The sequence below is a fragment of the Sessilibacter sp. MAH3 genome (assembly GCF_054658275.1).
The window spans coordinates 1-25652 of record NZ_BAAGIE010000021.1; the positions used below are offsets into that span (position 1 = coordinate 1).

The 25652-nt window shown below is 47.1% G+C and carries 21 protein-coding genes; 8 read left to right on the top strand and 13 right to left on the bottom strand.

Features of this window, described 5'->3' with window-relative positions; genetic code table 11:
- Nucleotides 1-548 precede the first annotated feature (548 nt).
- The 3 genes from ACYQ2C_RS13070 to ACYQ2C_RS13080 are packed head-to-tail and all read left to right on the top strand — an operon-like array spanning nucleotide 549 to nucleotide 2365.
- The gene (locus tag ACYQ2C_RS13070) at nucleotides 549-980 is read left to right on the top strand and encodes a DUF6795 domain-containing protein (protein ID WP_460103340.1); all 432 of its coding nucleotides are present in this window, start codon (nucleotides 549-551) and stop codon (nucleotides 978-980) included.
- 16 nt (nucleotides 981-996) lie between these two features.
- A complete protein-coding gene (locus ACYQ2C_RS13075) occupies nucleotides 997-2181 on the top strand; it encodes a lipase family protein (protein ID WP_460049209.1) in 1185 nt (394 codons plus the stop codon).
- A complete protein-coding gene (locus tag ACYQ2C_RS13080) occupies nucleotides 2174-2365 on the top strand; it encodes a hypothetical protein (RefSeq protein ID WP_460103338.1) in 192 nt (63 codons plus the stop codon). The genes ACYQ2C_RS13075 and ACYQ2C_RS13080 overlap by 8 nt, the downstream gene beginning before the upstream one ends.
- 80 nt (nucleotides 2366-2445) lie before the next feature.
- Here ACYQ2C_RS13080 and gcvP read toward each other — a convergent pair whose 3' ends face one another.
- Entirely contained in the window at nucleotides 2446-5343 is a 2898-nt protein-coding gene (gene gcvP, locus ACYQ2C_RS13085) for an aminomethyl-transferring glycine dehydrogenase (protein WP_460103335.1), read from the bottom strand.
- A gap of 154 nt (nucleotides 5344-5497) precedes the next feature.
- Nucleotides 5498-6631, bottom strand: a complete 1134-nt coding sequence (gcvT, locus tag ACYQ2C_RS13090; protein ID WP_460103333.1) for a glycine cleavage system aminomethyltransferase GcvT — start codon at nucleotides 6629-6631, stop codon at nucleotides 5498-5500.
- Between the two features lie 133 nt (nucleotides 6632-6764).
- On the opposite strand from gcvT, the gene ACYQ2C_RS13095 reads away from it, so the two are divergent.
- The 3 genes from ACYQ2C_RS13095 to pepF all read left to right on the top strand — a co-directional run bounded on the left by ACYQ2C_RS13095 (nucleotide 6765) and on the right by pepF (nucleotide 10517).
- Nucleotides 6765-7634, top strand: a complete 870-nt coding sequence (locus ACYQ2C_RS13095; protein ID WP_460103331.1) for a LysR substrate-binding domain-containing protein — start codon at nucleotides 6765-6767, stop codon at nucleotides 7632-7634.
- A 49-nt stretch (nucleotides 7635-7683) separates the two neighbouring features.
- A complete protein-coding gene (locus ACYQ2C_RS13100; RefSeq protein WP_460103329.1) occupies nucleotides 7684-8490 on the top strand; it encodes a glutathione S-transferase family protein in 807 nt (268 codons plus the stop codon).
- 131 nt (nucleotides 8491-8621) lie between these two features.
- Nucleotides 8622-10517: an oligoendopeptidase F gene (gene pepF / locus ACYQ2C_RS13105; RefSeq protein ID WP_460103327.1), complete on the top strand. Its 1896-nt coding sequence runs from the start codon at nucleotides 8622-8624 to the stop codon at nucleotides 10515-10517.
- Between the two features lie 78 nt (nucleotides 10518-10595).
- Here the strand turns inward: pepF and ACYQ2C_RS13110 are convergent, their stop codons facing one another.
- Complete coding sequence (locus ACYQ2C_RS13110) at nucleotides 10596-10877, bottom strand: hypothetical protein (protein WP_460103325.1); 282 nt, start codon at nucleotides 10875-10877, stop codon at nucleotides 10596-10598.
- Nucleotides 10878-11308: 431 nt separating this feature from the next.
- On the opposite strand from ACYQ2C_RS13110, the gene pyk reads away from it, so the two are divergent.
- Both pyk and ACYQ2C_RS13120 read left to right on the top strand, forming a co-directional pair.
- Nucleotides 11309-12757 (top strand): pyruvate kinase, encoded by a 1449-nt coding sequence (gene pyk, locus ACYQ2C_RS13115; RefSeq protein WP_460103323.1) that lies wholly within the window; start codon nucleotides 11309-11311, stop codon nucleotides 12755-12757.
- 793 nt (nucleotides 12758-13550) lie between these two features.
- Complete coding sequence (locus ACYQ2C_RS13120; protein ID WP_460103321.1) at nucleotides 13551-15014, top strand: undecaprenyl-phosphate glucose phosphotransferase; 1464 nt, start codon at nucleotides 13551-13553, stop codon at nucleotides 15012-15014.
- Nucleotides 15015-15075: 61 nt separating this feature from the next.
- On the opposite strand, the gene ACYQ2C_RS13125 is transcribed toward ACYQ2C_RS13120, so the two are convergent.
- From ACYQ2C_RS13125 to ACYQ2C_RS13170, 10 genes are all read right to left on the bottom strand, one after another.
- Nucleotides 15076-15735, bottom strand: coding sequence for a hypothetical protein (locus ACYQ2C_RS13125; protein ID WP_460103318.1), 660 nt, complete (start codon nucleotides 15733-15735; stop codon nucleotides 15076-15078).
- A gap of 273 nt (nucleotides 15736-16008) precedes the next feature.
- Nucleotides 16009-16947 (bottom strand): AgmX/PglI C-terminal domain-containing protein, encoded by a 939-nt coding sequence (locus ACYQ2C_RS13130; RefSeq protein WP_460049193.1) that lies wholly within the window; start codon nucleotides 16945-16947, stop codon nucleotides 16009-16011.
- Nucleotides 16947-17513, bottom strand: coding sequence for an ExbD/TolR family protein (locus ACYQ2C_RS13135; protein ID WP_460103315.1), 567 nt, complete (start codon nucleotides 17511-17513; stop codon nucleotides 16947-16949). The genes ACYQ2C_RS13130 and ACYQ2C_RS13135 overlap by 1 nt, the downstream gene beginning before the upstream one ends.
- Nucleotides 17510-18073, bottom strand: a complete 564-nt coding sequence (locus ACYQ2C_RS13140) for an ExbD/TolR family protein (RefSeq protein WP_460103342.1) — start codon at nucleotides 18071-18073, stop codon at nucleotides 17510-17512. The genes ACYQ2C_RS13135 and ACYQ2C_RS13140 overlap by 4 nt, the downstream gene beginning before the upstream one ends.
- A gap of 30 nt (nucleotides 18074-18103) precedes the next feature.
- Nucleotides 18104-18778 (bottom strand): MotA/TolQ/ExbB proton channel family protein, encoded by a 675-nt coding sequence (locus ACYQ2C_RS13145; protein WP_460049191.1) that lies wholly within the window; start codon nucleotides 18776-18778, stop codon nucleotides 18104-18106.
- An 89-nt stretch (nucleotides 18779-18867) separates the two neighbouring features.
- The gene (locus tag ACYQ2C_RS13150; RefSeq protein ID WP_460049190.1) at nucleotides 18868-19161 is read right to left on the bottom strand and encodes a hypothetical protein; all 294 of its coding nucleotides are present in this window, start codon (nucleotides 19159-19161) and stop codon (nucleotides 18868-18870) included.
- 35 nt (nucleotides 19162-19196) lie between these two features.
- Nucleotides 19197-19955: a tetratricopeptide repeat protein gene (locus ACYQ2C_RS13155; RefSeq protein ID WP_460103311.1), complete on the bottom strand. Its 759-nt coding sequence runs from the start codon at nucleotides 19953-19955 to the stop codon at nucleotides 19197-19199.
- Nucleotides 19942-22854: a tetratricopeptide repeat protein gene (locus ACYQ2C_RS13160; protein ID WP_460103309.1), complete on the bottom strand. Its 2913-nt coding sequence runs from the start codon at nucleotides 22852-22854 to the stop codon at nucleotides 19942-19944. Before ACYQ2C_RS13160 ends, ACYQ2C_RS13155 begins: the two co-directional genes overlap by 14 nt.
- Complete coding sequence (locus tag ACYQ2C_RS13165) at nucleotides 22847-24814, bottom strand: hypothetical protein (protein WP_460103307.1); 1968 nt, start codon at nucleotides 24812-24814, stop codon at nucleotides 22847-22849. The genes ACYQ2C_RS13160 and ACYQ2C_RS13165 overlap by 8 nt, the downstream gene beginning before the upstream one ends.
- Nucleotides 24799-25401, bottom strand: a complete 603-nt coding sequence (locus tag ACYQ2C_RS13170) for an AraC family transcriptional regulator (RefSeq protein ID WP_460049184.1) — start codon at nucleotides 25399-25401, stop codon at nucleotides 24799-24801. The genes ACYQ2C_RS13165 and ACYQ2C_RS13170 overlap by 16 nt, the downstream gene beginning before the upstream one ends.
- Nucleotides 25402-25652: the final 251 nt, after the last annotated feature.

Consider the following 25652-nt stretch of genomic DNA (forward strand, 5'->3'; position numbering starts at 1 on the left):
CAATCACTTACCGTTCTTGAAATTGGCGACACATCCTTGTGTCGCGAGAAACTCTAGGTTAATCAGAGTTTCCTAAAAAATTTTACCTGTAAAATGTATCAAGACCGGTTTTTTATTCTCTCGTTTAATCAAAAAAACTTAACAATTGCTTTGTCAAAAATCCGTCGCTATCGCATTTAAAAAGTGCGAACAAGTTACTGTTTTTAAAATTCAAAAAAACTAAAGCACAAAAGGCTGATTTAAATTAACAAATCCTACGTCTGTTAATCTTGAATAAACGCATTCAAATCGGCAAAGTTAGCTTGGTATTGTTTTTTTAAAAAAGCAATTTGGGTGTATGTTTACTGCTACTGATTTTAAAATCAAAAATAGCTAAATATTCACAAACAAAGCGCACTATATGCATAAATGTGGATGTTCCTAGCATTTATTTACACTTTATGTGCGATTAGTGCAATTTCTACCGTTGGAAAATAATGTACACTAAAAACGTAATTCACATATTATCCGCTCTAATATTAATTGTGTTCTCGGTTAAGGGATTAGCGATGTCCTTTTTTGGCTCAAGTAGCAGTGACAAAAATAAAGAAGAAATCATTATATTCGGTGGCATGGAAGGCCAACTGTTATTTGAAGGAAAGCCAGCCGCAGGCGCCGAGGTAAAACTTTGGACAAAGTGGGATTCTTCTGACGGCGATACCGTTGTTGTCACTTCCGATGAAAACGGCCACTTTCAATTTGAAGAGCAAAAAGGTACCTACAAATCCAGCGCATTTACCCAGTTAGTGATTAACCAACAAATCACGGCAACCTACCAAGGCGACGAATACCTTATTTGGAATTTCAGTTCATTAAAGGTATTTAATGAAGGTGCGCTTGGTTATAACCCCAAAAATTTAATGTGCGAATTAACGAACGATCGTGAATATTACGAGGAAGGAGCTATCTCGTTATTCACATCATGCAGCTGGGACAACTAATTTCCGAGAAATCGTTATGACTACTTTTACCCCCAAGGAAACGGCTGAACTCGCAGAAGCAATCTACCGAGTTCAAAATGAAATGACCTTCGAGTTTTTAACTGTCAAAGAGGTCTTTCGCACAAAAGGAAAAGATAAAACCAAATCATCTGTGTTAAAAGCCGATGTGGGTGGAAGAATCTTACTGGCCGCTAAAGACAATTTTGGCGCTTGCGCAATGGCTGGGGATAAATATCCCGGCGCCATGGTTATGATGTTCCGTGGTACCACCACGGCTAATAACAAGGCTGATTTCTTAACCGATGCGCGCATTGGTATCTCGTTATCAGACGCGGGTATTCCGGTTCATAACGGTTTTCAAAGCACTTTTTCAAGTATGTTGCCTGACATTCGACGTTTCGTTGCCGAAAATGTTGGCGCTGCAACGTCAATTCACTGTATTGGCCACAGTCTAGGTGGAGCGGTGGCGAGTTTGGCCGCCGATTGGGCTGCTCGTAACACCAACAAGCCAGTAAGCTTGTACACCTACGGTCAGCCGCGTGTTGGTACCGAATTATTTGTAAGAAGCACTAGCAAGAAAATTGGCCCTGCCAATATTTACCGCTGTTTCCATAAAACCGATCCAGTGCCGATGGTGCCTTTGTATCCTTACATGCATGCGCCGCATAAAGCGAATGGTTACTTCTTACCTTCATCTCAACCACTGGTTAGTGGTGAAGCACACAAGATGGCGAACTATATCGAGTCGGTTGCTGGGCAGTCTTGGGAGCAACTATCCGGTATCGCTCAAGATCCGTTCACCCTTGAGTCATCCATTGAGAACTGGCTGAAATCTAAATCGCCGGTAAGTACCAGCAGCCCTACCTTCTGGCGCTGGTTAGACTCGGCCATTATCTACGTGTTGAAGAAAGTCTTGTCAAAAGCCCTTGGCGCTTTGGCGTTGGGTTTACAAGGCGTTCTTATCAGTGGTTTTACCGTTGCCGACAAGCTAGCGTACATCTTGTCAAAAGGTATCGATCTTGCCGAACACCTAAGCATTTGGGTAGAGCGTTTGGTTCGTAAGATGATGTCTGCGTTAGGCATGAAAGCAGCGAAATCAAAAGACGAAATGACCCGCGATTTGATTCGTACGGTGTTATTGAAGTTGACCGATAAGGCAAACCGTGAAGCGCGTAAGGCGATCAAAAAGCTGAATGGTTGATTTATTGATTGTTTTAGCAAAATTATTCGCGTCAATAATTTTGTTATCACTGTTTATTGCAGGTGTCTTTAAAGCAAACCCAAAAACACACAACCCTAAAAATCGGCCCATTGCGGAATACATGGCCGGTTTTATTTGTACCTTTGGTGCCTTGTTAGGTTTGTATTTTTTGTGGATTTATTAAGCGAAAGCATTAAAGAGCGAGTGCATAAAAAAACCGGCTAAAAGCCGGTTTTTTTGTCTCTGAAATTCGGTGTTCGCGAATTATTCTTGATAGGCAGAGATAGGCAAGCACGAGCACACTAGGTTTTTATCGCCGTAGACGTTGTCGATACGACCAACCGGCGGCCAGTACTTGTTGAGCTTTAAACTTTCCGTTGGGAAGGCTGCCTGCTCTCTGGAGTAAGCTCGCGTCCAGTCTGCGCCCAGCAACGAGTTTGCCGTGTGCGGCGCCATATGCAAGGCGCTGTGCTCGTAGCTAATGTTGCCAGCAAGAATCTCGTCGATTTCAGCACGAATCGCCAGCATCGCGTTGATGAATCTATCCAATTCTTCCTTTGATTCGCTCTCGGTCGGTTCGATCATCAAGGTGCCTGCCACCGGGAACGACATGGTTGGGGCGTGAAAGCCAAAGTCGATCAAGCGCTTGGCGATGTCATCCACCGTCACACCGGATTGCTCTTTTAATGGACGCATATCGAGAATGCATTCGTGAGCAACGAGTTTGTTTTTACCGGTGTATAACACGGGATAGGCCGATTGCAGACGTTTAGCAATGTAGTTGGCGTTGAGAATAGCCACCTTGGTGGCCTGAGTGAGGCCTTCCGAGCCCATCATTTGAATGTACATCCACGTGATTGGCAGAATACTCGCGCTGCCAAATTGCGCCGCAGACACGGGGCCTACACCGTTTTCGGTAGATTGATAGCCAGAATGCTGCGGTAAAAACTCGGCCAAATGCGCTTTTACTGCGACTGGACCAACACCTGGGCCGCCGCCGCCGTGGGGAATGCAAAAGGTTTTGTGCAGGTTCAGATGCGAAACATCGCCGCCAAATACACCGGGCTGACAAAGACCAACCATGGCATTGAGATTGGCGCCATCGATGTACACCTGACCGCCGTGCTGATGCACGATTTCGCAGACCTCTTTAACGCTTTCTTCAAACACGCCGTGGGTTGAAGGATAGGTAATCATGATGGCCGCAAGCTGTTCGTGATGCTTTTCAGCCTTGGCTGTCAAATCTTCTAAATTGATGTTGCCGCGACTGTCACAGGCAACCACCACCACGCGCATACCGCACATTTGTGCCGAGGCCGGATTGGTTCCGTGAGCCGAACTTGGAATCAAGCAGATGTTGCGTTGATCATCGCCACGGCTTTGGTGGTAAGCACGAATCGCCAATAAACCTGCGTACTCGCCCTGAGAACCCGCATTGGGTTGCAGCGAAATCGAATCGTAGCCGGTAATGGCGCACAACCACCGTTCTAGCTCGGTGATCATGTCGGTATAGCCGGTCACCTGATCGCGCGGCGCGTGTGGGTGAACATTGGCAAACTCGGGCCAAGTGATTGGAATCATCTCGCTGGTGGCGTTGAGCTTCATGGTGCAAGAACCGAGCGGAATCATTGCGCGGTCAAGGGCAATGTCTTTATCGGATAAGGCGCGCAGATACCGCAGCATTTCGGTTTCAGAGTGATAACGATTAAACACCGGATGCGTCAAGGCTTCACTTTGGCGACGGCAGTCGCTGTCGATGGACCAATCCGCTGCGTTCAATGCTGCAATGATGGCGGCTTCATCGGTTGTGGCGCCAAACACGGTAAGAATGGCAACCAAATCCGTAATTTCGCAACTTTCATCAAGGCTTAAGCCAAGATTAACTGAATCAATTTGGCGTAAGTTAATGCCATTTTGCTGCGCTTTTCCAAGAATTTCCGCGGTTTTATCACCAGTATTCACAGTCAAGGTATCGAAGAACGTCTCGCTTTTTAAACCAAAGCCTAAAGCTTTTAGTGAGTTCCCCACCGCGACGGTTTTTGCGTGAATAATCTTGGCAATGTTAGCTAAACCTTCTGGGCCGTGATAGACCGCGTACATGCTGGCAATCACCGCCAATAAAACCTGCGCGGTACAAATGTTCGAGGTGGCCTTTTCACGGCGAATGTGTTGTTCGCGAGTCTGCAACGCCAAGCGCAAGGCCGGATTACCATTGGAATCAATGGAAACTCCCACCAAACGGCCCGGCATGGAGCGTTTGTAGGCTTCGCGAGTGGCCATAAAGCCAGCGTGCGGTCCGCCAAAACCCATGGGTACGCCAAAGCGCTGGGAGCTGCCAACAACAATGTCGGCACCCATTTCGCCCGGTGTTTTTAGAATCAATAAACTTAAGATATCGGCTGCGACGGCGACCAAAGTGTTGTGTGAGTGCGCGCGCTCGATGACTTCGGAGAAATCCGTAACAGAACCGTCGGAACCCGGATTTTGCAAAAGCGCGCCAAAGCAATCTTCTCTTAAATCGGTATTCGGATTGCCAACCACCACTTCAATGTCGAGGGGTTCGGCGCGGGTTTTTACGACCTCGATGGTTTGTGCAAAGGTGTTGTGATCGACAAAAAATTTGCTGCCTTTGTTTTTGGTCATGCGATGACACAGGGTCATGGCTTCGGCGGCGGCTGTGGCTTCATCCAGCAATGACGCACTGGCGATATCCATGCCCGTTAAATCGGTGATCATGGTTTGGAAATTTAATAACGCTTCCAAACGACCCTGAGAAATTTCCGGCTGATATGGCGTATAGGCCGTGTACCAAGCCGGATTCTCAAGAATGTTGCGCAAAATAACCGCTGGCGTTTTGGTACCGTAGTAGCCTTGGCCAATCAACGATTTGGCAACGACGTTCTTTTTAGCGAACTGCTTTAAACGGCTAAGCGCTTGGCTTTCCGATAACGCTTCTGGTATCTGCATACCTTCTGGAATGCGAATGCTCGCGGGCACCACGGCGGCAATGAAGTTGTCGAGGCTGTCGTAACCTAACTCGTCCAGCATGGCTTGTTGACTTCGGGCATCTGGACCGATGTGGCGATTGAGAAACTCTTCACCGCCAAATGAAGTGTGCTTTGATGAGAACTCAGAGCGAGATAAATCGGATAACAAGCTCATGTTGGGTAGGTTTCCTTCACTGAATAGTAGATGACTGGACAGATCGAGCTCGTGTTGCGGCAGCAACCGCAAGCTCGTAAAGCAGAGGCATGGCGCTCAAGGCCCAGCAAAAAGTGTAGACGTGAAATCCCAGTCTTTTTGCCGGCCGAGTGTTTTAGCCGCGGTAATAGTTCTGGGTGACAAACGGGGTCTTGGCGACGGTAACGGGAATCAACTTGTTGCGTACCAAGGCAAAAATCTCGGTGCCAATTTTCGCAAAATCCGACGACACATAACCCATGGCGATAGGTTTTTCGAGGCTTGGGCTGAAACCACCGCTGGTGACTTCACCAATTTCTTGAGAGTTTGCGTCCACTAATAAGGTACCGCTGCGAACCGGTGTTTTTGATTCAACCGATAGGCCGACGCGTTTTTTTGAAACGCCTGATTCTTGGGCCGCAAAGATGGCATCGGCGCCCAAAAAATTACCGGCTTTCGAACCGTTGGCGCGACGGTTTTTGTGGACGTTCCACGCTAAAGACGCTTCGCAGACATTGGTTTGGTCATTCATGTCTTGGCCGTACAAGCAAAGACCAGACTCTAAGCGCAAAGAGTCCCGTGCACCCAGACCAATTGGCGCTACCTCATCAAACGACAAAATATGTTCGGCAAAACTGCGCGCAAGCTGTGCCGGTACCGAAATTTCAAAGCCATCTTCACCGGTATAGCCCGAACGGCTAATGAACATGGATTCGCCCTGAACGGTAAATTCGCCAAATTCCATAAACTTCAGTTGCAGCGCTTCTGGGCAGATCGACTGCATTACGCTCGCCGCTTTTGGGCCTTGTAGGGCGAGCAGTGCGCGATCGGTTAGCTCGGTGATTGTGCTGGCACTGATATGGGCGCGAAGGTGCTCGATATCTTTGTATTTACAGGCAGCGTTGATGACAATAAAAAATGTGTTCTGTTGCCAGCGCGCAATGATCAAGTCGTCGATAATAGCGCCATGATCGTTGGTAAGTAATCCGTAGCTTTGGCTGCCAATGGCAAGTGCTTCTAAATCGAGAGGAATTAGCTGTTCCAGTTCCGAGGCGGCGTTGGGGCCTTCAACAATAACCTGACCCATGTGGGATACATCAAACAACCCAGCGCTTGAGCGAGTGTGTAGATGCTCGGTTTTCACTCCTGTTGGATATTGAACCGGCATAGAGTAGCCTGCAAAAGGAACCATCTTGGCGCCAAGTTGCTCGTGAAGTTCATTTAAGGGAGTGGTTTTTAAATCGCTGGAGTAGCTGTTTGTATCGGCCATAGCTTTTCTCAAATATAGAAAGAGTCAACACAGATATACGGAGGCACATTAAGTTTAACCACAGTTTGGTGATAAGTTTAATTAATAGTTAAAATGCAAGTATAAGAATTTTAAATACAATATGGGGGAACGTATGATACGAAACATTCCCACGGACTTGCTCAGAACTTTCGTGACAATCGTGGATGTAGGTGGCTTCACAGCGGCGGCTGAATTATTGGGGCGTTCACAACCGGCAATTAGCTTGCAACTTAAACGGCTGCAAGAGCTAACCGGACAAAAATTACTGTCCAGAAATGGATTACAGATTGAGCCCAACAGCAAAGGCAAGATGATGTACCGTTACGCCAAGCAAATATTGGCGCTTAACGACGAGGCTCTGGCTCAATTTCATTCAACGGCCATTAACGGCAAGGTTCATTTTGGAATTCCCAGTGAATTTGCCACCACACTCTTGCCGAAAATAGTTGGTCGATTTGTTCGCGCCTATCCGAACGTGACCTTAGAGGTCACCAGCGCGCTGACAAAAGAACTGTTGTGTGAACCCAAACGAAGCAATTTTGACCTGATTCTGGCGTTGTTTTTGGATAACGATTTCTCTGAAAATCTAAAGAGCACACCTTTATTTAAGCGCGACGATTTGGTGTGGGTTGGCAATGGCCGTGAAGAGTTCGAAGAAGAGGACCCGATTTCTTTGATTGTGGCGCCGCATGGCTGCATTTATCGCCGCCGTATGATCGAGCGGCTTGAGGCACAAAATCGGCGCTGGCGACTGATTTACACCAATCCCGATTTGACCGGCATTACCACGGCTATTGAAGAAGGCTTGGGTATCACCGCATTGGCGCGTAGCACTGTGCCTAGCAATCTAAAAATCCTCCATGAGAATCCTCTGCTTCCGGCCTTGGGTGACATTGCCATTAGCTTGATTGCTCCCAACCCCGCCAGCAACGAAGCCGTATCAGTGTTGCGAGATTTTGTTGCCACATCGCTGAAAATATAGTGTTTTGCCCGTAATTTTGTGTTTCCGTCATCTTTCGGCGTCATACTGTGTGACGTCGAAAGTAACCTATTTTGCAGCTGCCGAACACATGGCCAGCGCACATCACCCAAAGCAACGCCAACAACCTTTAACAATGGAGCAAAGCATGATTACGGTTTATGGATTTGGACAAATGATATCAATAGCCGATGCTAGCCCCTTTGTTTTGAAGGTGTATACCTATTTAAAAATGGCCGGCATTGAATACCAGTCGAAAGCCGGAATGAAATATTTATCCAAATCTCCGAAGGGAAAGCTGCCATTTATTGACGATAACGGCGCAGTTATTGGCGATTCGGAATTGATCATCCAGCATCTGCAAAAGCGCTATAACATCGAATTAGACAATCACCTCGATACCCGGCAACAGGCGCAAAAGGTGTTGTTCCAAAAAGCGTTAGACGAGTGCTTTTATTGGTTTATTGTTTACGGTCGTTGGATCAACAATTCTGGCTTTACTGTGGTGCGCAAAAACTTCTTTAATTTTATGCCGCCGGTCATGAAGCAGATAGCGCCGCTCGTGGCGCGGCAAATGGTGAAAGGCTCGATCAAAAAACAAGGTTTGGGTCGCCACAGTGAAGCTGAGCTGATTCTTATGTGTGACGACATGTTAAAGAGCTTGTCGGATTTGCTTGGCAATAGCGACTATTTCTTCAATAACCAACCATCTAGTTTTGATGCCATCGCCTATGCGCATTTGGCTGAATTGATTGAGGTGGATTTAAACGGGCCGTTTAACCAAAAAGCCAGGTCTTACGATAACTTAGTGCGTTATTGTAAGAATATTCATGATCGCTATTTCGTGAGCGATAAATAAAGACTTTCATCTAACGCTAATGCCTGTAAGCAAGATAAGTACAGAAAATGCGGTTGCCGCGTGAGTTTTCGTCGATAACAACAACACGAACAAATAATTCATTAAAAAACGGACTGACTTGAGAAAATACCATGTTGAAAGAAGCGGTGTCGGCCAAAAAAGCCTTTAAGAAAAAATTGTTGTCCTGTGTATTGTTATCGGGCGTGAGCCTTGCCGGTATCAGTGGTTTCGCGGTTGCAGAAGACCAACCCAAGCAAGTGGTTTGGGATTTAACCGAAATTTACGCCAATAACGAGGCTTGGGAAACGGCTTACGATAAGGTTCGCGCTGATATTGCTACATTGCCTGAATTCAAAGGCACCTTAGGTAAAAGTCCAAAATCATTAGCCAAAGCACTGGACGCCATTTTTGGCGTACAAAAAGAAGCGGTGCGTGTTTATGTTTATACCAGTTTAAATCACGATACCGATCAGCGCTCTGAAGACAATCAAGAGCGATTTGCCAAGGCCAATTCGTTATTTACCGAGTTCGGCGAAGCGCTTTCGTGGATGGACCCAGAAATTCTGGCTCTTGGCAGTAAGAAAGTTGAAAAATTCATCAAGAAAGAGCCAGGCCTTACTCCTTACGACTACTATCTTCGCTCTGTTGTTAAAAGCGGCGAACATCTTTTAGACGAGAAAGGCGAATCTTTATTAGCTTCTGCGTCGGCGGTATTGGGTAGCCCTAACGAAATCTACGAATTACTCGTTAATGCCGATGTTAAATGGCCGGAAGTAACGCTATCGACAGGCGAAACCATAACACTTAATCAGGCGGGTTATTCACGTTATCGCAGTCTCGCCAATCGTGACGATCGCAAATTGGTGTTTGATACCTTCTGGCAAACCTGGCACGACTATCGCGACAGTATTGGCAAAATTTTAGGTACCGAGGTACAAGCCAATATCTTTACCGCCAAGGCGCGCAACTATGATTCGGTCTTGCAAAAAGAATTGGATCAAGAAAATCTTCCAGAAGGCGTGTATCGCACACTAATCGCAGAAGTGAACAAATCGCTGCCTGTATTACACCGTTACTTTAAGCTGCGTGGTGAAATCTTAGGTATCGACCAGATGCGTTACTACGATATCTATCCACCGCTGGTTGAGCTGGATACCGAATTTGGCCTCAAAGAATCTAAAGACATCACTCTAACCGTGCTTAAGCCATTAGGTGAAGACTACTACGAGAAGCTTGAAACGGCACTGAATTCAAACTGGGCGCATGCTTATCCACAACCCGGTAAGCGTTCGGGCGCCTACATGAACGGCAGCGTTTACGATGTGCATCCGTATGTTTTGCTCAATCATAACGACGACTACAACGGCCTATCGACCTATGCGCACGAATGGGGCCATGCCGTTCACAGCATGTTGGCTAACGAGGCCCAGCCGTACCTAAAAGCAGACTATTCAACCTTTACTGCCGAAATTGCCTCCATCATTAATGAAATTCTATTAGAAGAATATTTGATCGAACGCGCCGAAACCAAAGAAGAAAAACTCTTCTATTTAGGCCAGGCTCTGGAATCGGTGCGTGGTACCTTCTATCGCCAAGCCATGTTCGCTGAATTTGAATTAAAAATTCACGAAACCGCAGAAGCTGGTGAACCCTTAACCGGTGCAAAATTATCAGACATCTACGGCGACCTTCTGAAGAAATATCACGGTCACGACGAAGGCGTATTGCTAATCGATGACGTATACACCAACGAATGGGCCTACATTCCGCACTTCTACTACAAGTTCTACGTCTTCCAATACTCAACCTCCATGGCTGGGGCATCTTGGTTTGCCGAGCAACTACTCGCAGGCGATACCAAGGTTCGAGACTCGTTTATTGACGTGCTAAAAGCCGGTGGATCAGACGACGCCTACAAAATCCTAAAAACTGCAGGCTTAGACATGGCAAAACCCGAGCCCTACCAAGCTACCGCGCGTCGCATGACCGACATTATGGATCGAATCGAAGCACTGTTGGCTGAGTAAGATGTTTTGGTTATTTATGCAATAAAAAAGGCGCCGAAGGCGCCTTTTTTCTGAATAAAATTTATACGCAAGCGTTTATCAGAAGAAGTTTTCAAGTCTTGCTGTTGCAGATATGGTTTGAGTTGCGCCGGTGGAAAGGTCAATAACCGTTGCGGATCCAACATAGTCTACGTACGCGAAGATAGTCGTTGAGCAGCTTAATGACGTAGGTGAACAAGATGGGTCGTGCCAGTCGATATAAAAATTTGCCGGCGGGTTGTCTACCCTGAATATCGCTGTAGTACTATTTCTATCGTCGATGCCAAAACATTCACCGGTAAAGAATCTGTCAAAGTTGATGGTATCAACCAAACAGCTCATGCCAGCTGCAAAGGATGTTGAAGAGAATACTAGAGAACCTAAGATAAGAGCTTTTAAAACTTTCATTTATCGCTTCCATTTTGTGGGTTAGAGATTAGGTCATTAAGCTTTTGGCTTTTTGAACGACCAATAAAACATTAGCGAATTAATCTGTTAATTTTTGTTAGATAGTTCTCGTTTTTAGGCATGTGTGTTTAATTATTTTTATCTTTTTGTTAGGTGAAAACTAAAAGTTAACACCTAAGTTTTATTTCTGTTTTCTTTAGTTTTAAAGCCTTCTCGTGTTGTGAATTAAGGCTTGAGAAAGTACTAGTTCAAATTAAATACATCTTGCTTCCCCTTCAATTTTTGCGATTACTCTTGCTTTCGACATAAACTTATTCAAGTTCTTCTGCTTTACTTTCATCTTTAAAAGAAATTTGGAATTCAAAATGTCCACCTATCTTCGTCGTACCAAAATTGTCGCTACCGTCGGTCCTGCTAGCGCTAGTCCTGAAATGATTGCTCGTTTGTTGGATGAGGGCGTGAATGTTTTTCGCTTAAATTTTTCTCACGGCAGCGCTGAGGGTCATCGCAATCAGGCCAAGGTGATACGTGAGGTTGCCGAGGAGAAAGGCCGTAACGCGGCGATTTTGGGCGATTTACAGGGCCCTAAGATTCGTATCGGTGATTTGGTTAAAGATACCATTGAGTTGATCGATAATTCTCTGATTACGCTTACCATCGACGACGATAAACCACACAGTGAGACGCGCATTGGTGTGGGGTACAAGGCGTTGCCTAAGTTTGTAAAACCTGGGGATATCTTGTTATTAGACGATGGATTAATGCGTTTAGAAGTTGTGAATGTTTCTGAAACCGACGTCGAATGCCGGGTGATTTCTGGCGGAATCTTAAAGTCGCGTAAAGGCTTAAATCGACTTGGTGGTGGTTTGTCTGCGCCAACCATCACGGCCAAAGATGAGCTGGATCTAAAACTCGCCATCGAGCTTGAGCTGGATTATTTGGCAGTGTCTTTCCCAAGTTGCGCCGCTGACTTAAAACCGGTGCGCGATGCCTTGAATGCCTCGGGTGTTAAAACCGGCATTATCGCCAAAATTGAACGTGCCGAGGCGGTTGGGTCAGAAAGCACATTAAAAGCATTAATCGAAGCCTCCGACGGAGTGATGGTTGCGCGCGGAGATTTAGGGGTAGAAATCGGTGATCCACAGCTAATTGGTGTGCAGAAAAAAATCATTCGATTGGCCCGCCTAGCGAATAAACCGGTAATTACCGCCACACAAATGATGGAATCCATGATCAATCAACCGGTGCCTACTCGTGCAGAGGTATTCGATGTTGCTAACGCAGTGCTCGACGGCACTGACGCGGTAATGCTTTCTGCCGAAACCGCTAGTGGTAAATATCCTGCTCAGGTGGTTCGAGCCATGGCGGCAACCTGCGTGGGCGCCGAGCAGCATCCAGATGTGCGTATTATTGATCGTGAAATTGAACAGACTTTTTATCGCATTGATGAATGCATTGCGCTGTCGGCAATTTACGCAGCTAATCACCTATACAATATTGGCGCGATTATTTGTTTAACCGAGTCGGGAAATACGGCTTTATTGATGTCTAGATTGGGCTCTGGTTTGCCTATTTTTGCGTTGTCTCGTCATAAAAATACCTGCCGAAAAATGGCCTTGTATCGCGGTGTAAAATCGATTTTTTACGATGTGACCGAAAGTGGCGGTGACATTTATCAATCGGCCTTGGATACAGTTGGTCAAACCGGCGGTTTAATCAGCGGCCAACGCGTGGTTATTACCTGTGGTGATGTTTCTGGCAGTGGCGGCCAAACCAATCATATTAAAATATTGCAGTGGCAAACGAAGTCTTAATTTTTGAGGAATCGTAATTAATTTTACGAACAGAAAACTCTTAATAAATGCCTAATCAATGCGCGGTCTTAATCAATAAGAGTTTTCTGTTAAATTATTTTCTGGCAATTTCCTGCTTTCCTACAATTCGATTTCTCATTACTGAATCTGCTGCTTAATTCTGTTTTGATTTAATCAGCAGATCGAATTTCTAAATCGCACTTTCAATGTTTCCCTAATTTCAATTTACTCATCTTATTAATTAGCGATCTTCAGTAACTGATAGCGCTAATGTAGTCCGAGGTTTTAAACGAATAAATATTGAAATTTATTTTTAAATATCGATGTTTGGTAAATTATATGTCACGAATTTATCAAGTATTTCCTGCGATTTAGAGGCTTAGATTCAGTATTCGAATAAATTCTATTGTTAATAGAATGAAAAGGTTATTCGGCGATCTTGAGAGTCTTTCAATGCTTGTTTATGCTATAAGCCTGAACAGTAATCGTACATTTAGAATAAGAATAAAAGAATTAGGTGTCTGAAATTCGTTTATTAGCTCATTCTTTTTTGATTTTTGTAATTAAACCTCTGCAAGCAGCACCTAATATTTGGTTTTTTCTGAATGTTGGTTACCCACAGTGTTTTACGCGACAATACACTTATTAACGTTTTAACGTTGTTCTAAGGTTGGATGAGTTAATTGTTCCTCAGGTTTTACCCGCTCGATATGTGATTATTTGCAGTTACTAAGAACAATCAGGAAGCGCCTATTTTTTTAAAAAGGCTCCGGTGATGGAAAAGGAATCCGCTATGAGTTCTGCACAAGAAGTCTCTGAATATTACTCAGAGACATCAGAAGATATTCTGCGCAGTCGCCATTCTCACAAGCGACTGTTGCAAAACCACGATGGCATTTTTCGCTATTTAGAATACGGTTTGTACGTACTTGCGGTAGTCATACCTTTGTATCTACAACAATACTACTCGCCGGGTGGATTCACTCTTCACAGTCAGTTGTACTGTGTCGTTGCAGCACTATCGGTGCTTCTGGTGTATCCAAAATTAGGGATTGGCCGTAAGGCTTTATTGGGTATGTCTGGTTTATTCAGGCTCAGTAAGGCGTGGGCGTTGGTTTCGGTTTTTTTAGTGGGTATTGGCTTTTACACCCACGCAGTAGAGTCCGCTCAGCCGGTAACGATTGTTAGTTGGTTGTTGTTGAGTTTGGCCGCACAAATGCTGGTTGCCAGCGTTTGTTTTAAGGTGCGGCTGTTTTTTACTCTGAGATCTTCCAAACGTATTTCGTCGGTAATTATTGGCTCGGGCGCTGCCCTTTCACATCTGTCGGCAAAAATGGTCGATAACGTTTGGCTCGATGAGCGAGTCGTTGGATTGTGTGACCCTTCGAATCCGTTATCTGGTCAACGAGACGATATCGGCATCAAGAACATTGTTAATTTAACGGAGTTACTGGCAATGATTGATGCGCGCCAGGTGCAGCGCATCTACGTAGCTTTGGGACTCAAAAATACCCCTGAACTTGTGCATTATTATCAAGCATTGCAAGACAAGCAGGTAGATATCGTTTGGGTGCCCGATATCTACGAGTTTGATTTACTCAATCATTGTGTGCGCGAACTGGGTGGTTTGCCGCTTATTTGTTTAAACGAAACTCCTCACTACAGTGGTCTTCGATACTTTGTGAAAACGGTATTTGATCGCTCTATTGCAGCGTTATTAATTGTGTTGCTGAGCCCGCTCTTTTTAGTGCTTGCCTATCTCGTCAAGCGCTCCTCTAAAGGCCCGGTTATCTTTAAACAACAACGCGATGGCTGGGATGGTCAAACCTTTGAGGTGTTTAAGTTTCGCAGTATGTATGTTCACGAAGAAGGACAGCTTGTGAAACAAGCCACCCAAAACGATGACCGCATTACGCCTATCGGTAAATTGTTGCGAAAAACCAGCTTAGACGAGTTACCACAGCTATTTAATGTGTTGTTTGGCAACATGTCATTGGTTGGGCCGAGACCCCATGCAATTTCACACAACCAGTATTACAGCAATAAAATTCAACGCTACATGGCGCGGGGACGCGTTAAACCCGGTATGACCGGGCTTGCGCAGATTCGGGGTTTTCGAGGTGAGACCGAAAAGCTCGAAGACATGGAGGCAAGAGTTAAGTCTGATCTTGAATACATCAATGCGTGGACACCTTGGCTGGATATAAAAATCCTGCTGTTAACACCCTTCACGCTATTGTCGAAAAAAGCTTATTGAGTGAAGTCTGAGCGCCCTTGGTAAGTTGCCAACGCCGGGTGCTCAGACTTTAACGGGAAAATTAAAAACACGACGCTTTGCCGAACTCAACGGCGTATTTAAATTGTCCCTGCTGCCACTTGCCGCGAATAATATTCTCCAGCAAAAACTGATGAGCGCCATCGGAACCGGCCAAAATGATGTACGGGCCATTTTCGCTCTCCTCTAAAGTCCAATGACCGCCGCCGGTATCGGTTCCGGCGGAACCGGCCCATCCATTACTGGTGCCAATATTTATGGCTCCCTCGGAACTTCGATAATAGAGTCGTTCTGGGCAGATATGATAGTAGCCAGAGGCTCCGCCGGTTGCGCCCGAAAAAACACTTGGTGAGTAAATCCAGAAGATACGCACGGATTGAATACCATTTACGTAGGCCTGAGCGTACGGGTTATTGGCGATTCCCTGAGGTTCGCCCTGCCAATTAGACACTGGTCCGCCGCCCAGATTACCTTGTGGTGGCTGGCCAATTTGTCCGTAATTTCCAAACCGATCAACGTAATAATCACCGGTTGGATAACCTTGATGCGATAACAACGCCGAGATTTCTTCTGCCACCCGATGGCCGTTGACGGTGTACTCCGATTTTGCGTAGCTAGGCGCTGCACTGAGTACCGCCAACAAAGCAGTAAATATGGCTTTGGCGGTGATGGATTTTAGAGTAAGAGATACCCACTTCTTCATCTAAAGAGACTCCTCAAATTCGGTGGTCTGTTAAACGCTACTTGGTTGAGTCTATGTCACCGCGGCGCTTTAAGAATTAAGGCAAGCTGACGTGTTGCACAAAAATCGGTAAAGATAGGAAAAATCGAATAACAAACGTAAACAGGTGACGCTGATAGATAACGGTTGATTATCTGCGACAGCGCGATAGCAGGAAGGCTGTGGAGTTTAGAAGAAGGTAATGAAGGGAAAGTACACCTCGCGCAAGGACGAGGTGTGTACTATCGGGAGAATTTAAGCAGGGAACAAGTTTAGCGTGTAGTTCACGGTGGTTTGGGCGACGTTTTTGGCGCCAAAATCAATCAAGCGAATACGTGCTAGCAGTTTGCTTTCAAGAGTGTCGCTGCCAAGATCGCTAGAAACAACGGTCACCGAAGAAACAGAGCCATCCGGCTCAATGACCAAGCGAATCGTCATTTTGCCCTGTAAGCTTGGATCTTTACGCAGCTCACGATTGTAAATTGCGTTAACCGCACCTTTGTTTTTGTCCATCACCACACGAACATCACGGTCGCTGCGGCCGCCGATGGTTTGCTTCGAGCCGGGTTTGGGTGCTGCTTTGACGCTGGTACCTTCCGCGTCATAGATTTCGCTATCAACAACGGTGTTTTCTTTACCCGATAACGCAATGCCACCGGTGTCACGGCTTACCGTTGCGGTATTAAAGCCACCACTGGTGGTTTTGGCCTTGTTGGCAACCACGGATCTATCTACCTGAGCTGCGGTAGCGTCACCGGTGGTTAGGCTGCGATTGCTGTTATTGGTATCGAACTTGTTGCGAAAATCCTGTAAGTCATCCTGAAATTGCAACAAACCACTGCTTTTGATCTTTTCTTGATTATCGATCTTAGGTGGAGCTGGCTTGGTCTCAACCGGAATTTCTTTCGGCTCTGGCTTGGGTTTAGGCTTTTCAGGCTCGGGTTTAGGTTCTGGTTTTTTCTCTTCCGGTTTTGGAATTTCCTGCTTTTCCAAAATAATCTTCGCTAAATCTGGCTTGGGCGCTTCTTTTTCGTCCACCAAACGATCTGGGAGTGGTACTAAAGGAACACCGATGGCGAAAATTAAAAACAATACCAAGCCGATAGCGGCAATGGTACGAAACCGTTTTTCGTCGCTCTCAACCGGTTGCCAAGGCAAAGACAGGTTGAGCATTGCAGTATTGACGGTTGTCATTACGTGCCCTCCCCGGTCGGTGCTGGCGCGGCTGCGCCAACTGGGTCTTCGGCCAATGGCACAGGATCGTTGGATGGAACCTGAGAAACCGCCATGGAGACATCGCGGAATTCGGTATCCACACAAGTCTGCATAATGCGTTTGAGCATTTCGTAGGGAATTTCCGCATCGCCCATGATGGTTACCGGGCGGCCTTTTTCTTCTAGCTCTTCAGGTAGTGGGCCTGCTTGAGTCGCAAGGTCGGTCAGCACCTGTTTTAGCTCGGCGATAACAAGGTCTTCGCGAGCAAGAATATCGGGAACCTTGGCAACGATTTGGCCGGAGACAATTAGGTCTTCATTGTTGGCCAAAATGAGTAGCGTGGAATCGGGTTTTTGCTCAGATACAGATTCCGGCAAGATGATGTCTTTTTGATTTTGCAAAATTTCAACATCGTCGGAATTGATCAGTAGGAAAAACACCAGAATGGTAAAAATATCCATCAACGACACAAGGTTTAGCTTAGAGCCACCGAGATTACGCTTGTGATGTTTGGCCATGCGTTTGGCGCGCAGTGATTGCTTCATTGCGCACCTCCGGCTTGTGCGGTTTCGGTATCGTTGACGGGTGCGTCACCCAAAGACATATCGGGAAATAATTCTGCATCCACAACATCGGTTACCACCACGGCTTTGTAGGAGCGCACCGTGTCCATCACGGTGATGAGGGTTTGGTAACTGGTGTTCGATTGCGACAAAATTAAAATGTCTTTTTTCTCGATGCCTTGCTCTTTTAGGCGACGTTTAACTTCTTGCAGCGTCAACGACAAGAGCGCGTAGTTATGCTCAATGATCGCTGCCTCGCCGGGTTCTTCACTGGCAACTTCAACTTTTTCGATGCGTTGCACGCGAGTTCCCGCTGGATAATTTACATCCAGATAGTCGTCGTGAATCACCACTTCGAGAATCTTGGGAATCTCGGGATTGCTTTCTGCTGGGTTCCCCACTTCCGGTAACGTCAGGTCGATTACCGTAATGCGTGAAAACACCATGGTCATCAACAATACAGGAACCAGAATAATCATCAGGTTCATGAATGAGGTGATGTCTAATTCGGCTTCTTGGGCGTTTTTACGCCGGAGCTTCAACATGGTTACTTCCTGCTCGGTTGCCGGGAATTAGCGTACTGCGGCGCCAGGGTCTTCGTTGCGGGTTTTGGCACTGCTGCCACCGGCCAACACGTTTAAGCACTTAACACCGGCCATTTCTAGGCTGTCGATGATCTCGGTGGTTTTGGTTTGCAAAATGGCGTGTGCTAAAAGCAGCGGAATTGCTGAGATCAAACCGAATGCTGTGGTGTTCATCGCAACGGAAATAGATTGTGAAAGCAGCGAGGCTTTTTCGGTAGGGTCGGCGTTAGCTACAGCGGTAAATGCTGCGATAAGACCGATAATAGTACCCAAAAGACCCAAAAGAGTGGCGATGTTCGCCAAAGTGGCAAGGTAGTTGGTACGCTTTTCAAGGCGTGGCATGGCTTCAAGAACGCCTTCTTCCATGGCCAACTCGATGTCGTCACGACGTGGGCTTTCGGCCATACGAATAACGCCCGCGGCAACCATACGACCAACGGGCGCTTTACTGTTTTGGCCCATTTTGACGATGCCGGAATAATCTTTCTTTTTCAGCATTGGCAAAATTTGATCGAACGCGCGGCGATTAGATTGCTTGGCGTAGGTGAGGTAGATCCAGCGCTCAATGGCGACAATTAAACCAATGGCAAGCACTAACGCGATTGGAACCATGAAAGTGCCGCCGTCCTGGAAGAAACGAACTACGTTGCTGAAAAAATCCATAATATTTACCTGACTAACATGCAAAAATTTCCGCGTTTAACGCGAAAGAACCAAAGAGAAGTTATGTGTTGGAAGCAAAGCTTAGCAATTTACTGCGGATCGACATCTTGTTTGTTTAGGCTTTCAAGATATTTCACTTCGCGCCGTAATTCGGCACGTTCAATATGCTCGAAGACGCTGCCTTGTAACTGTGAGCTAATCGTTTGGGAAAACTCCTCGGCATTGGCCGCGGTTTTCCAGGGCACGATGTATAAAACCTTGGGCTGCTCCTGATTACCTGTGACGGTTTCTTCAAGCGTAATCACAGTTGATTGCGCGCTCGCGAGGTTGGCAATTACAGCACAAACAAATGAGATCAATAAAACAAAGGTGTTACTTTTCATCGATGATCTTTCCAAGTTGAGACCTGTGCACAGTGTTAACTACCAGAGTCTTGTTGATCGACCCGACGGCGCAGATCGCGAATCCAGCCATCGACCTTGTCATCGGGAGTTGTTTGCAAGGCTTGGTACTGTTCGTAATGCAAAAGCGCATTTGATAAATCGCCCATGTACAATTCGTAGAGAATGCCAAGGTTGAGGTGTGATTTGGCGTGTTCCGGCCAAATCGATAACGCACTCAAGTAATTGGCTTCAGCGCCTTTAAAGTCACCCTGTTTACGTTTAAGAATTGCCAGCTGATTGTAGGCATTTAGATTGAGCGAGTTAACTTCAATGGCCTTCTCATAGGCGGTTTGCGCCTCTTCAAGACGGTTGGTTGCATCGTATACCAAGCCCAAATTCAAATATGGGCCGGATAAATTCGGCGCGACCAGTATTAATTCTTGCCAGGCAAGCTCGGCTGCCGTCCAGTCTTTATCGAGTTGAACCGCAAGTGCTTGGTTAAAAAGGGCCTCAGTCGTTGGATCTACGGCAACAGCATTCGCCAAATAGGGATTTGCAGGTGGCAGGGCTACACCTGAAGGATCAGTTGTGAGATCTGTGGTTTCGCTGTCCGAGTTGGTTGCGGTCTCTGCGCTGGCGGTTTCAGGTGCGTTGGTTTGTTCGCTGGCGCCGTTTGGTTGTTGGCCAATTCCGGGCAATGAAATTGGAAGTTGACCACTGCATCCGGTTAACGTGATGAGAGCAATCGCCACGGCAGATTTGGCGCAAAGGTTTAGCCCATTAATAAATTTCACGGCTCACCTCAATTAGCTGTTCTGGCTTGTCGTAACGACCCGGTTGCAATTTGCGCAGAGATTCAAAACTCGCTTGTACCCACTCGTCGTAGATACCGCTCCACGCACGTTGGCTGTTGCTAGAATGAATTTCGATGGCCTTATCCTCAAAGGGATAGGCTTGCTCTTCGAGCAAAATCTCGTACTGCTCAAGTTCAAGCTCGTCCAGATTACCCGGACGTTGCGAATCGAGAAGCGCACGACCCAATAAACGATAGATTTCGCCAACCTTGTAACTGGCTTCGGTAGACACCTGTTGAATGTCGTAGCTCAAGGCTTTGTTGTAGGAATCTAGTGCTTTTTCGAAGGCGGCCTTTTTCTTTTTAAAACTCGATTGTAATGGCAGCGTTAGGTCGATGGCCGAGAAGATTTGGAACTGCTGCTCGGCGAGTTCCGTTGATGACCAAGCCGCCAAATACATACTGCGGAAGGTTTTGTCTTCTCCGGCGCGATCATGGGTGGTAACCATTTTGCGCAGCCAGAAGTTGCGCTTATCGACATCACCAAGTTGGCTGTACAGTTCGCTCATTTTAAATTGAGCTTCCATGTTTTCGCCAAAAGGCTTTGGATAGGTGTGAGCGTAGCGACGATAGTTATCGATGGCGCGCTCAAGGTTGCCATCGCGTTCAAACAAATCGGCAACCAATAACAAAGACTGACGCTGTACTTCAGGGTCTTTGTCTTGCTCCATAACAATCAACAGCTCGTCTGCTGCCAGTGCCCAGTTTTCAAGAGCTTGATAAACCACAACTAATTTGGGGCCAATGGTGTTGGCAAGAGAATGATTGGGATAGCGTACGCGGAACTCAATGAGTTCGTCGCGCGCTTGGCTCCAGTTTTCCAGCTCAATCAAATAATTAGCGGCGTCGTAGTGTGATGTTAGCGCGATTTCGGTATTCGGAGCGTTCTCACGAACACGCAGTAATTGCACGACCGCTTCTTGTTTGTTGCCGCTAGCCAGTTGGTTTTGCGCTTGTTCGTAGATGGCCGCAGCCATACGCAGCACCAAGGATTCACGCTCTGGGTCTTTTTCTGGCAACAGAGCAATCACTTGGCGATAACTGTATTCCGCTTCCACAAAAGCGCCGGTATCAAATTGTGACTGTGCAGCAATCAGCCACGCGGTTTTAAGCACTTGGCCTTCCGCCGGTGGCTGCCACTGTGTGACTCGCAAGGCTTCTTCGATGGCGCGATGGAGTTTACCGGTTGTGAAATAGCCCTGCGCCGATTCGGTAAGCACCGCAACGGCGCGATCATCCGTTGGGAAAACATTGGCGAAGCGTACACCGCTTTCGACGGCTTGGTTTTGCCAGTAGCTTCTGTCTTCTTCGGTTTGCGCTTGCTCTTGCAGCTGTTTGGCCAGAATCACCGTGGTGTAACCCGATTGCGCGGCGGTTTTGGCGTCGCGTTGTTGGGCGTTTAACTCGTAGGCGACACGCTCGTATTCTTGGTAGGCCGCTTTTAGCTGGCCCGACGAATACAGTGCTTCGGCAAGCAGGTAGTTGATTTCGCCGCGATCAGGGTCATCCGGGAAGGTTAAAACGAACTCTTGGTACCATTTGGCCGCAAGAATAAATTCGTTGATAACCGACTGATCTGTAATGGGTTGATCATCCACCAAGAACTTATCTTTAGGGTTCTCCGCCAAGGTTTTACGCCATTGCTGTGCACGAGCGTGACGATACTTGGCCAGTTCCGTTAGGAACTGATGCAGCGTTGGTCGTAACCGATCGCGAACGCCTTCTGTTTTAACCTGCCAGTACTCGCTGTTAATACCGTACAACTCAACAAATTGCTCCTTGTTGGGTACAAGCTGGTCTGGGAAGCCGCCGGTTTCATACACCTTAATTTTGGCCGCACTAAAGCTAGGAGCTAAATCACTTAACGGATAGCGATCAACAAAGGCTTGGTAGGTTTCAGCGCTGTCGCTGTAACGCTCTTTGCTCAGATACAGGTTTGCTAGGTGCTGATACAACAAGTATTCGTAGTCGCGCTCGCCCAATCGCTCATAGGTTTCGGCGATGGTTTTAGGGCCATCGAGATAAGAGAACGATAGGCTGATAACTCTTAGCGTATCGTCGGCTAACGTCCGATCATTATTGTTCAGATCCGCCAGCGTCTTGCCATTGCTTAGGTATTGATCCAACAGCTGGGTGAACGAATCGATTGCCTCTTCGTAGACGGTGCGTTTGAACTGACTCCAGCCGAGCATATACAAGGCGTTTTCGAAAAATGCTGTGTTTGGCCCGCGCTCCACCACCGCTTCGTAACGCTCGGTTGAGATACGGTAGTTTTCTTCGCTGAAGCTGCGCTCGGCGCGGCGGAAATAGGCTTCGGCCAAGAAGGGTGAATCTGGGTATTCTGTGGCCAATTCGGTGAGCGTGCTGTCGGACTCTTGAGTACGGCCATCTAGAGCATAGGCTTTCGACAGTTGATACAGGAGCTCGTCGACGCGAGTTTCTACACCGGCGGGCGCTGTGCGCTGTAACTCAATCAGTTCTTTGTACAATTCAATGGAGCTGTCGAAGAATCGGCCAGGAGCTTCTGAGTTGGCTAGAGCCTCTTCGTTACGCGCCATATCAAGGCCCGCTAAACGAATTAAGATTTTGCGTCGAGTATCTGGATTATCGGCGTAGCTTAGGGCTTCGCGGTAACTTTTTTCGATTTCATCGATGGAGACACTCGGTACAGGCAGCGTTGGGTTTGGAATTCGCGCCGGTTCAATATCTTGGAGCGTTGGGCCGGTTTCAACCACATCAACACTGCTACACGCCACCAAAGCGCTGACGGCAGCGGCCAGCGCCAGCTTCTGTGGCAGTTTGATAGCTATAGAGCGATTGTGTATAGGCAACTTATTCATCGACTGCCTCCGAAGTACCTTGAGGCAGTGTTAACGGTGCGTCTTTACTGGTATCGAGGATAGTTTCGCCGTTTGCCGGGCGAGTATCGTAAAGGCGCGCGATCGAGAGCTTGGTCTCGGCCAAATAGAAGCGCACGCGTTGTTTTTGCGAGTCAAGCTCCGCCAAAAGACCTTCTTTTAAGTCTGCTTCGACATCGGTGAGCAGGTTGCTGAGGCGGGTTTGTTTATCGGTAATTTGCACTTGTGCATCATCGAGACGCACCGCCATGGGCGCTATGTCGGGAGCCAAGGTGCTGGCGTCTTGAACTTTAGCGAAGGATTGTTTCAGCTCGGTAATGTTGGTTTCGAGTTGGCGGCTTTGTTCTTTTAGCTCCCAAATGCGGTCGTGGTAAGCCTGCGAGGCGTTCCAATAGAGTATTCCGTAAAACAATTTCGCCTGCGCAGCTTTACGAGCGCTGACTTGATCACCGGCAATTTTGGCGGTGTTGACGCTTTTCTCGGCGCGATCGATCAGGTCGTTGGTGTCGGCATCGGTAATTAGCGCAAGATAGTCTCGATTTGATTCAATATTGGCGATTATCGCGTCAATACGGGACTTTTGGGCGACGGCATCATTGATTATTTGAGCGTAGTTGCGTTCACGAATTTCGGTTTCTTGGGCAAGCCTTTGATCAATGCGAGCAGAGATTAGGTCTTGGTAATCGACCAGTTTTGCTTCCCAGCCCTTGAGCTCTTCAAGTAACGCGGTGAGATCGCGAAGCTCCTGTACCCGAGCTTGAAAGAGATTTTTGGCGACCAAGCGTTGTAAATAATTGATGACCGGAGTTTCGATTAAGTCGGGGGTATTTAGCCAGGTACTGTTGCGATCGATCTCTAAATTGAGCAGTGGTAAAAGGTCGATTTCTTGCAGTTTTTGTTCGGCTTCATGAATGCGAGCCAGCTCGATTTCGTAATTGCTTTCGGCATCTAGGTAGGCAAAAAGAGCCTCTCCCTGGGCACCCATTTTTTCGTAAACGTAAGGCAAGGCCAACATGGCTTCTTGCACTTCTGGCGCATCACTGTCGCGACGCAGCAGTTCCTGCCAAGGTCGAATGGCATCGGCGTATTTTTCTTGGCCATAAGCTGCCCAGCCTGAGCCGAGCAAGGCTTGATTAGCCAGACCATTGGTGAGTCGCACTTGGTTGAATTCTTGTTGCGCGTCTTGATACTGGTTGAGCGCCAGTAAACTGAAGCCTGCGGCTGTGTGAGCCTTATCGCGAAGCGCCTGTTGCAGGTCTGGTTCCAAACTTTTTTCGGTTAGCTCTGATGCATAAACCTGCTGGTAATGCGCAATCGCCTGCTGGAACTGGCCTGTGCGACCGTAGGCGCTGGCGAGGTTGTGATGCAGATAGTAAGGCCAGGCGGTGGGGTCTTTTTTGGCAAGTTCTGCATCGAGTTCTGCTAAGGCGCTTTCTGCGCCAGCAAGATCACCGAGATGAATAAGCGTATTTACGGCTAATGCACGGCGTTCGATATCGACTTCATAGCGGATATCGTCGGTGTTCATGTGATTGATGGATTCGTTGGCCGTGGCCCAAAGCCCGCGTTGATAGGCAAGCTTACTTAGATTTAGCCAAGCGGCGTTGCGAACTTTTGCGGGGCGCTCTTCAGTTAAGAGGCGATTGAAAATGTCGCTGGCGGTTTCGTGCATGCCAAAGGCAAGGCTAATTCCACCTTCGATGATTTCAGGATTATCTTTGTGGCCGGAAATACCACCGCGCTCTTTGGCGACATAGAGTTCGCTGAGCGCGTCAAAGTAGTCACCTTGATAGTAGTGATACAAGGTAACGCCGTAGCGTAAATCAGCGACGCTTGAGAGCGGCTCTTCCTTTTTTTTAGCACCAAAAGCGAGGCTTGATAGGCTGATCAGTGCGATCGCAACAGGAAGACCAAGCCGCTTGGTGTTTAGAACAATTGCCATTCTTTAATTTCAAACACCGGTTGCAACTTGGCAGTAGAGTCTATGATTTTTAGTTCATAAACCTTACCTTCGGTTTCTTTGTTGATGGTAACTTCTGCGGCACGTTTGTATTCGCGGCCCTCTGGACCAATGCCGGTAAAAAACGCCGTTAAACGGTGCTCGCCGGTTTTGAGATTGCCGAGATACAGGCGTTGTACGCCACCTCGAAACAATGCGTCAACTTGATGATCTGTATAGAGTTCGCTAGCAACGAGCTTGTCGTCAATGTGAACCTTTACGGCATCCAGCTCAAAAAACTCACCAATATCCATGGAGAGATACACAGCTACTTGGCTGTTGGCGGGATAGAGTAACTCTTCCTCTAAAATCAGAAGGTCTCGATTCAACGAGAGTACTTGCTTTTTGAGGTCTTCAATTTGCTCACTAACCGGTTTTTCGGCTTCTTGAGCGTGAACGACGGTACAGGCACAAGCCAAAGTCAGTGCGCTGCCTAGAGTTTTTATGACTCGAAGCCAATTCGAGTTGCGAAGTGCAGACATGGAACTGCGTTCTCCTAATTGCCTTACTTTTTGGGATGGCAAAGCCATATCCAGATTCCTTGAGTGTCTCGTCGATATCCATCACCGACTGGTTTTACGCGCAGTAGTGTTTCTGGGTAAAACCAATTCCACGCCTGTTGGTTGCGTCGCTTATTTCGCTGCGATTGGACGATCCTACCTGCGAGTATAAGCGAGGTGCAAAATTAAAGAGTGCCAAAAAGCACACTAACGCGCTTTGATGACGAAAATTGTACTTAAATCAGCGGCTTTGTGAATGCGATAGGCGTGACGTGTTTCCA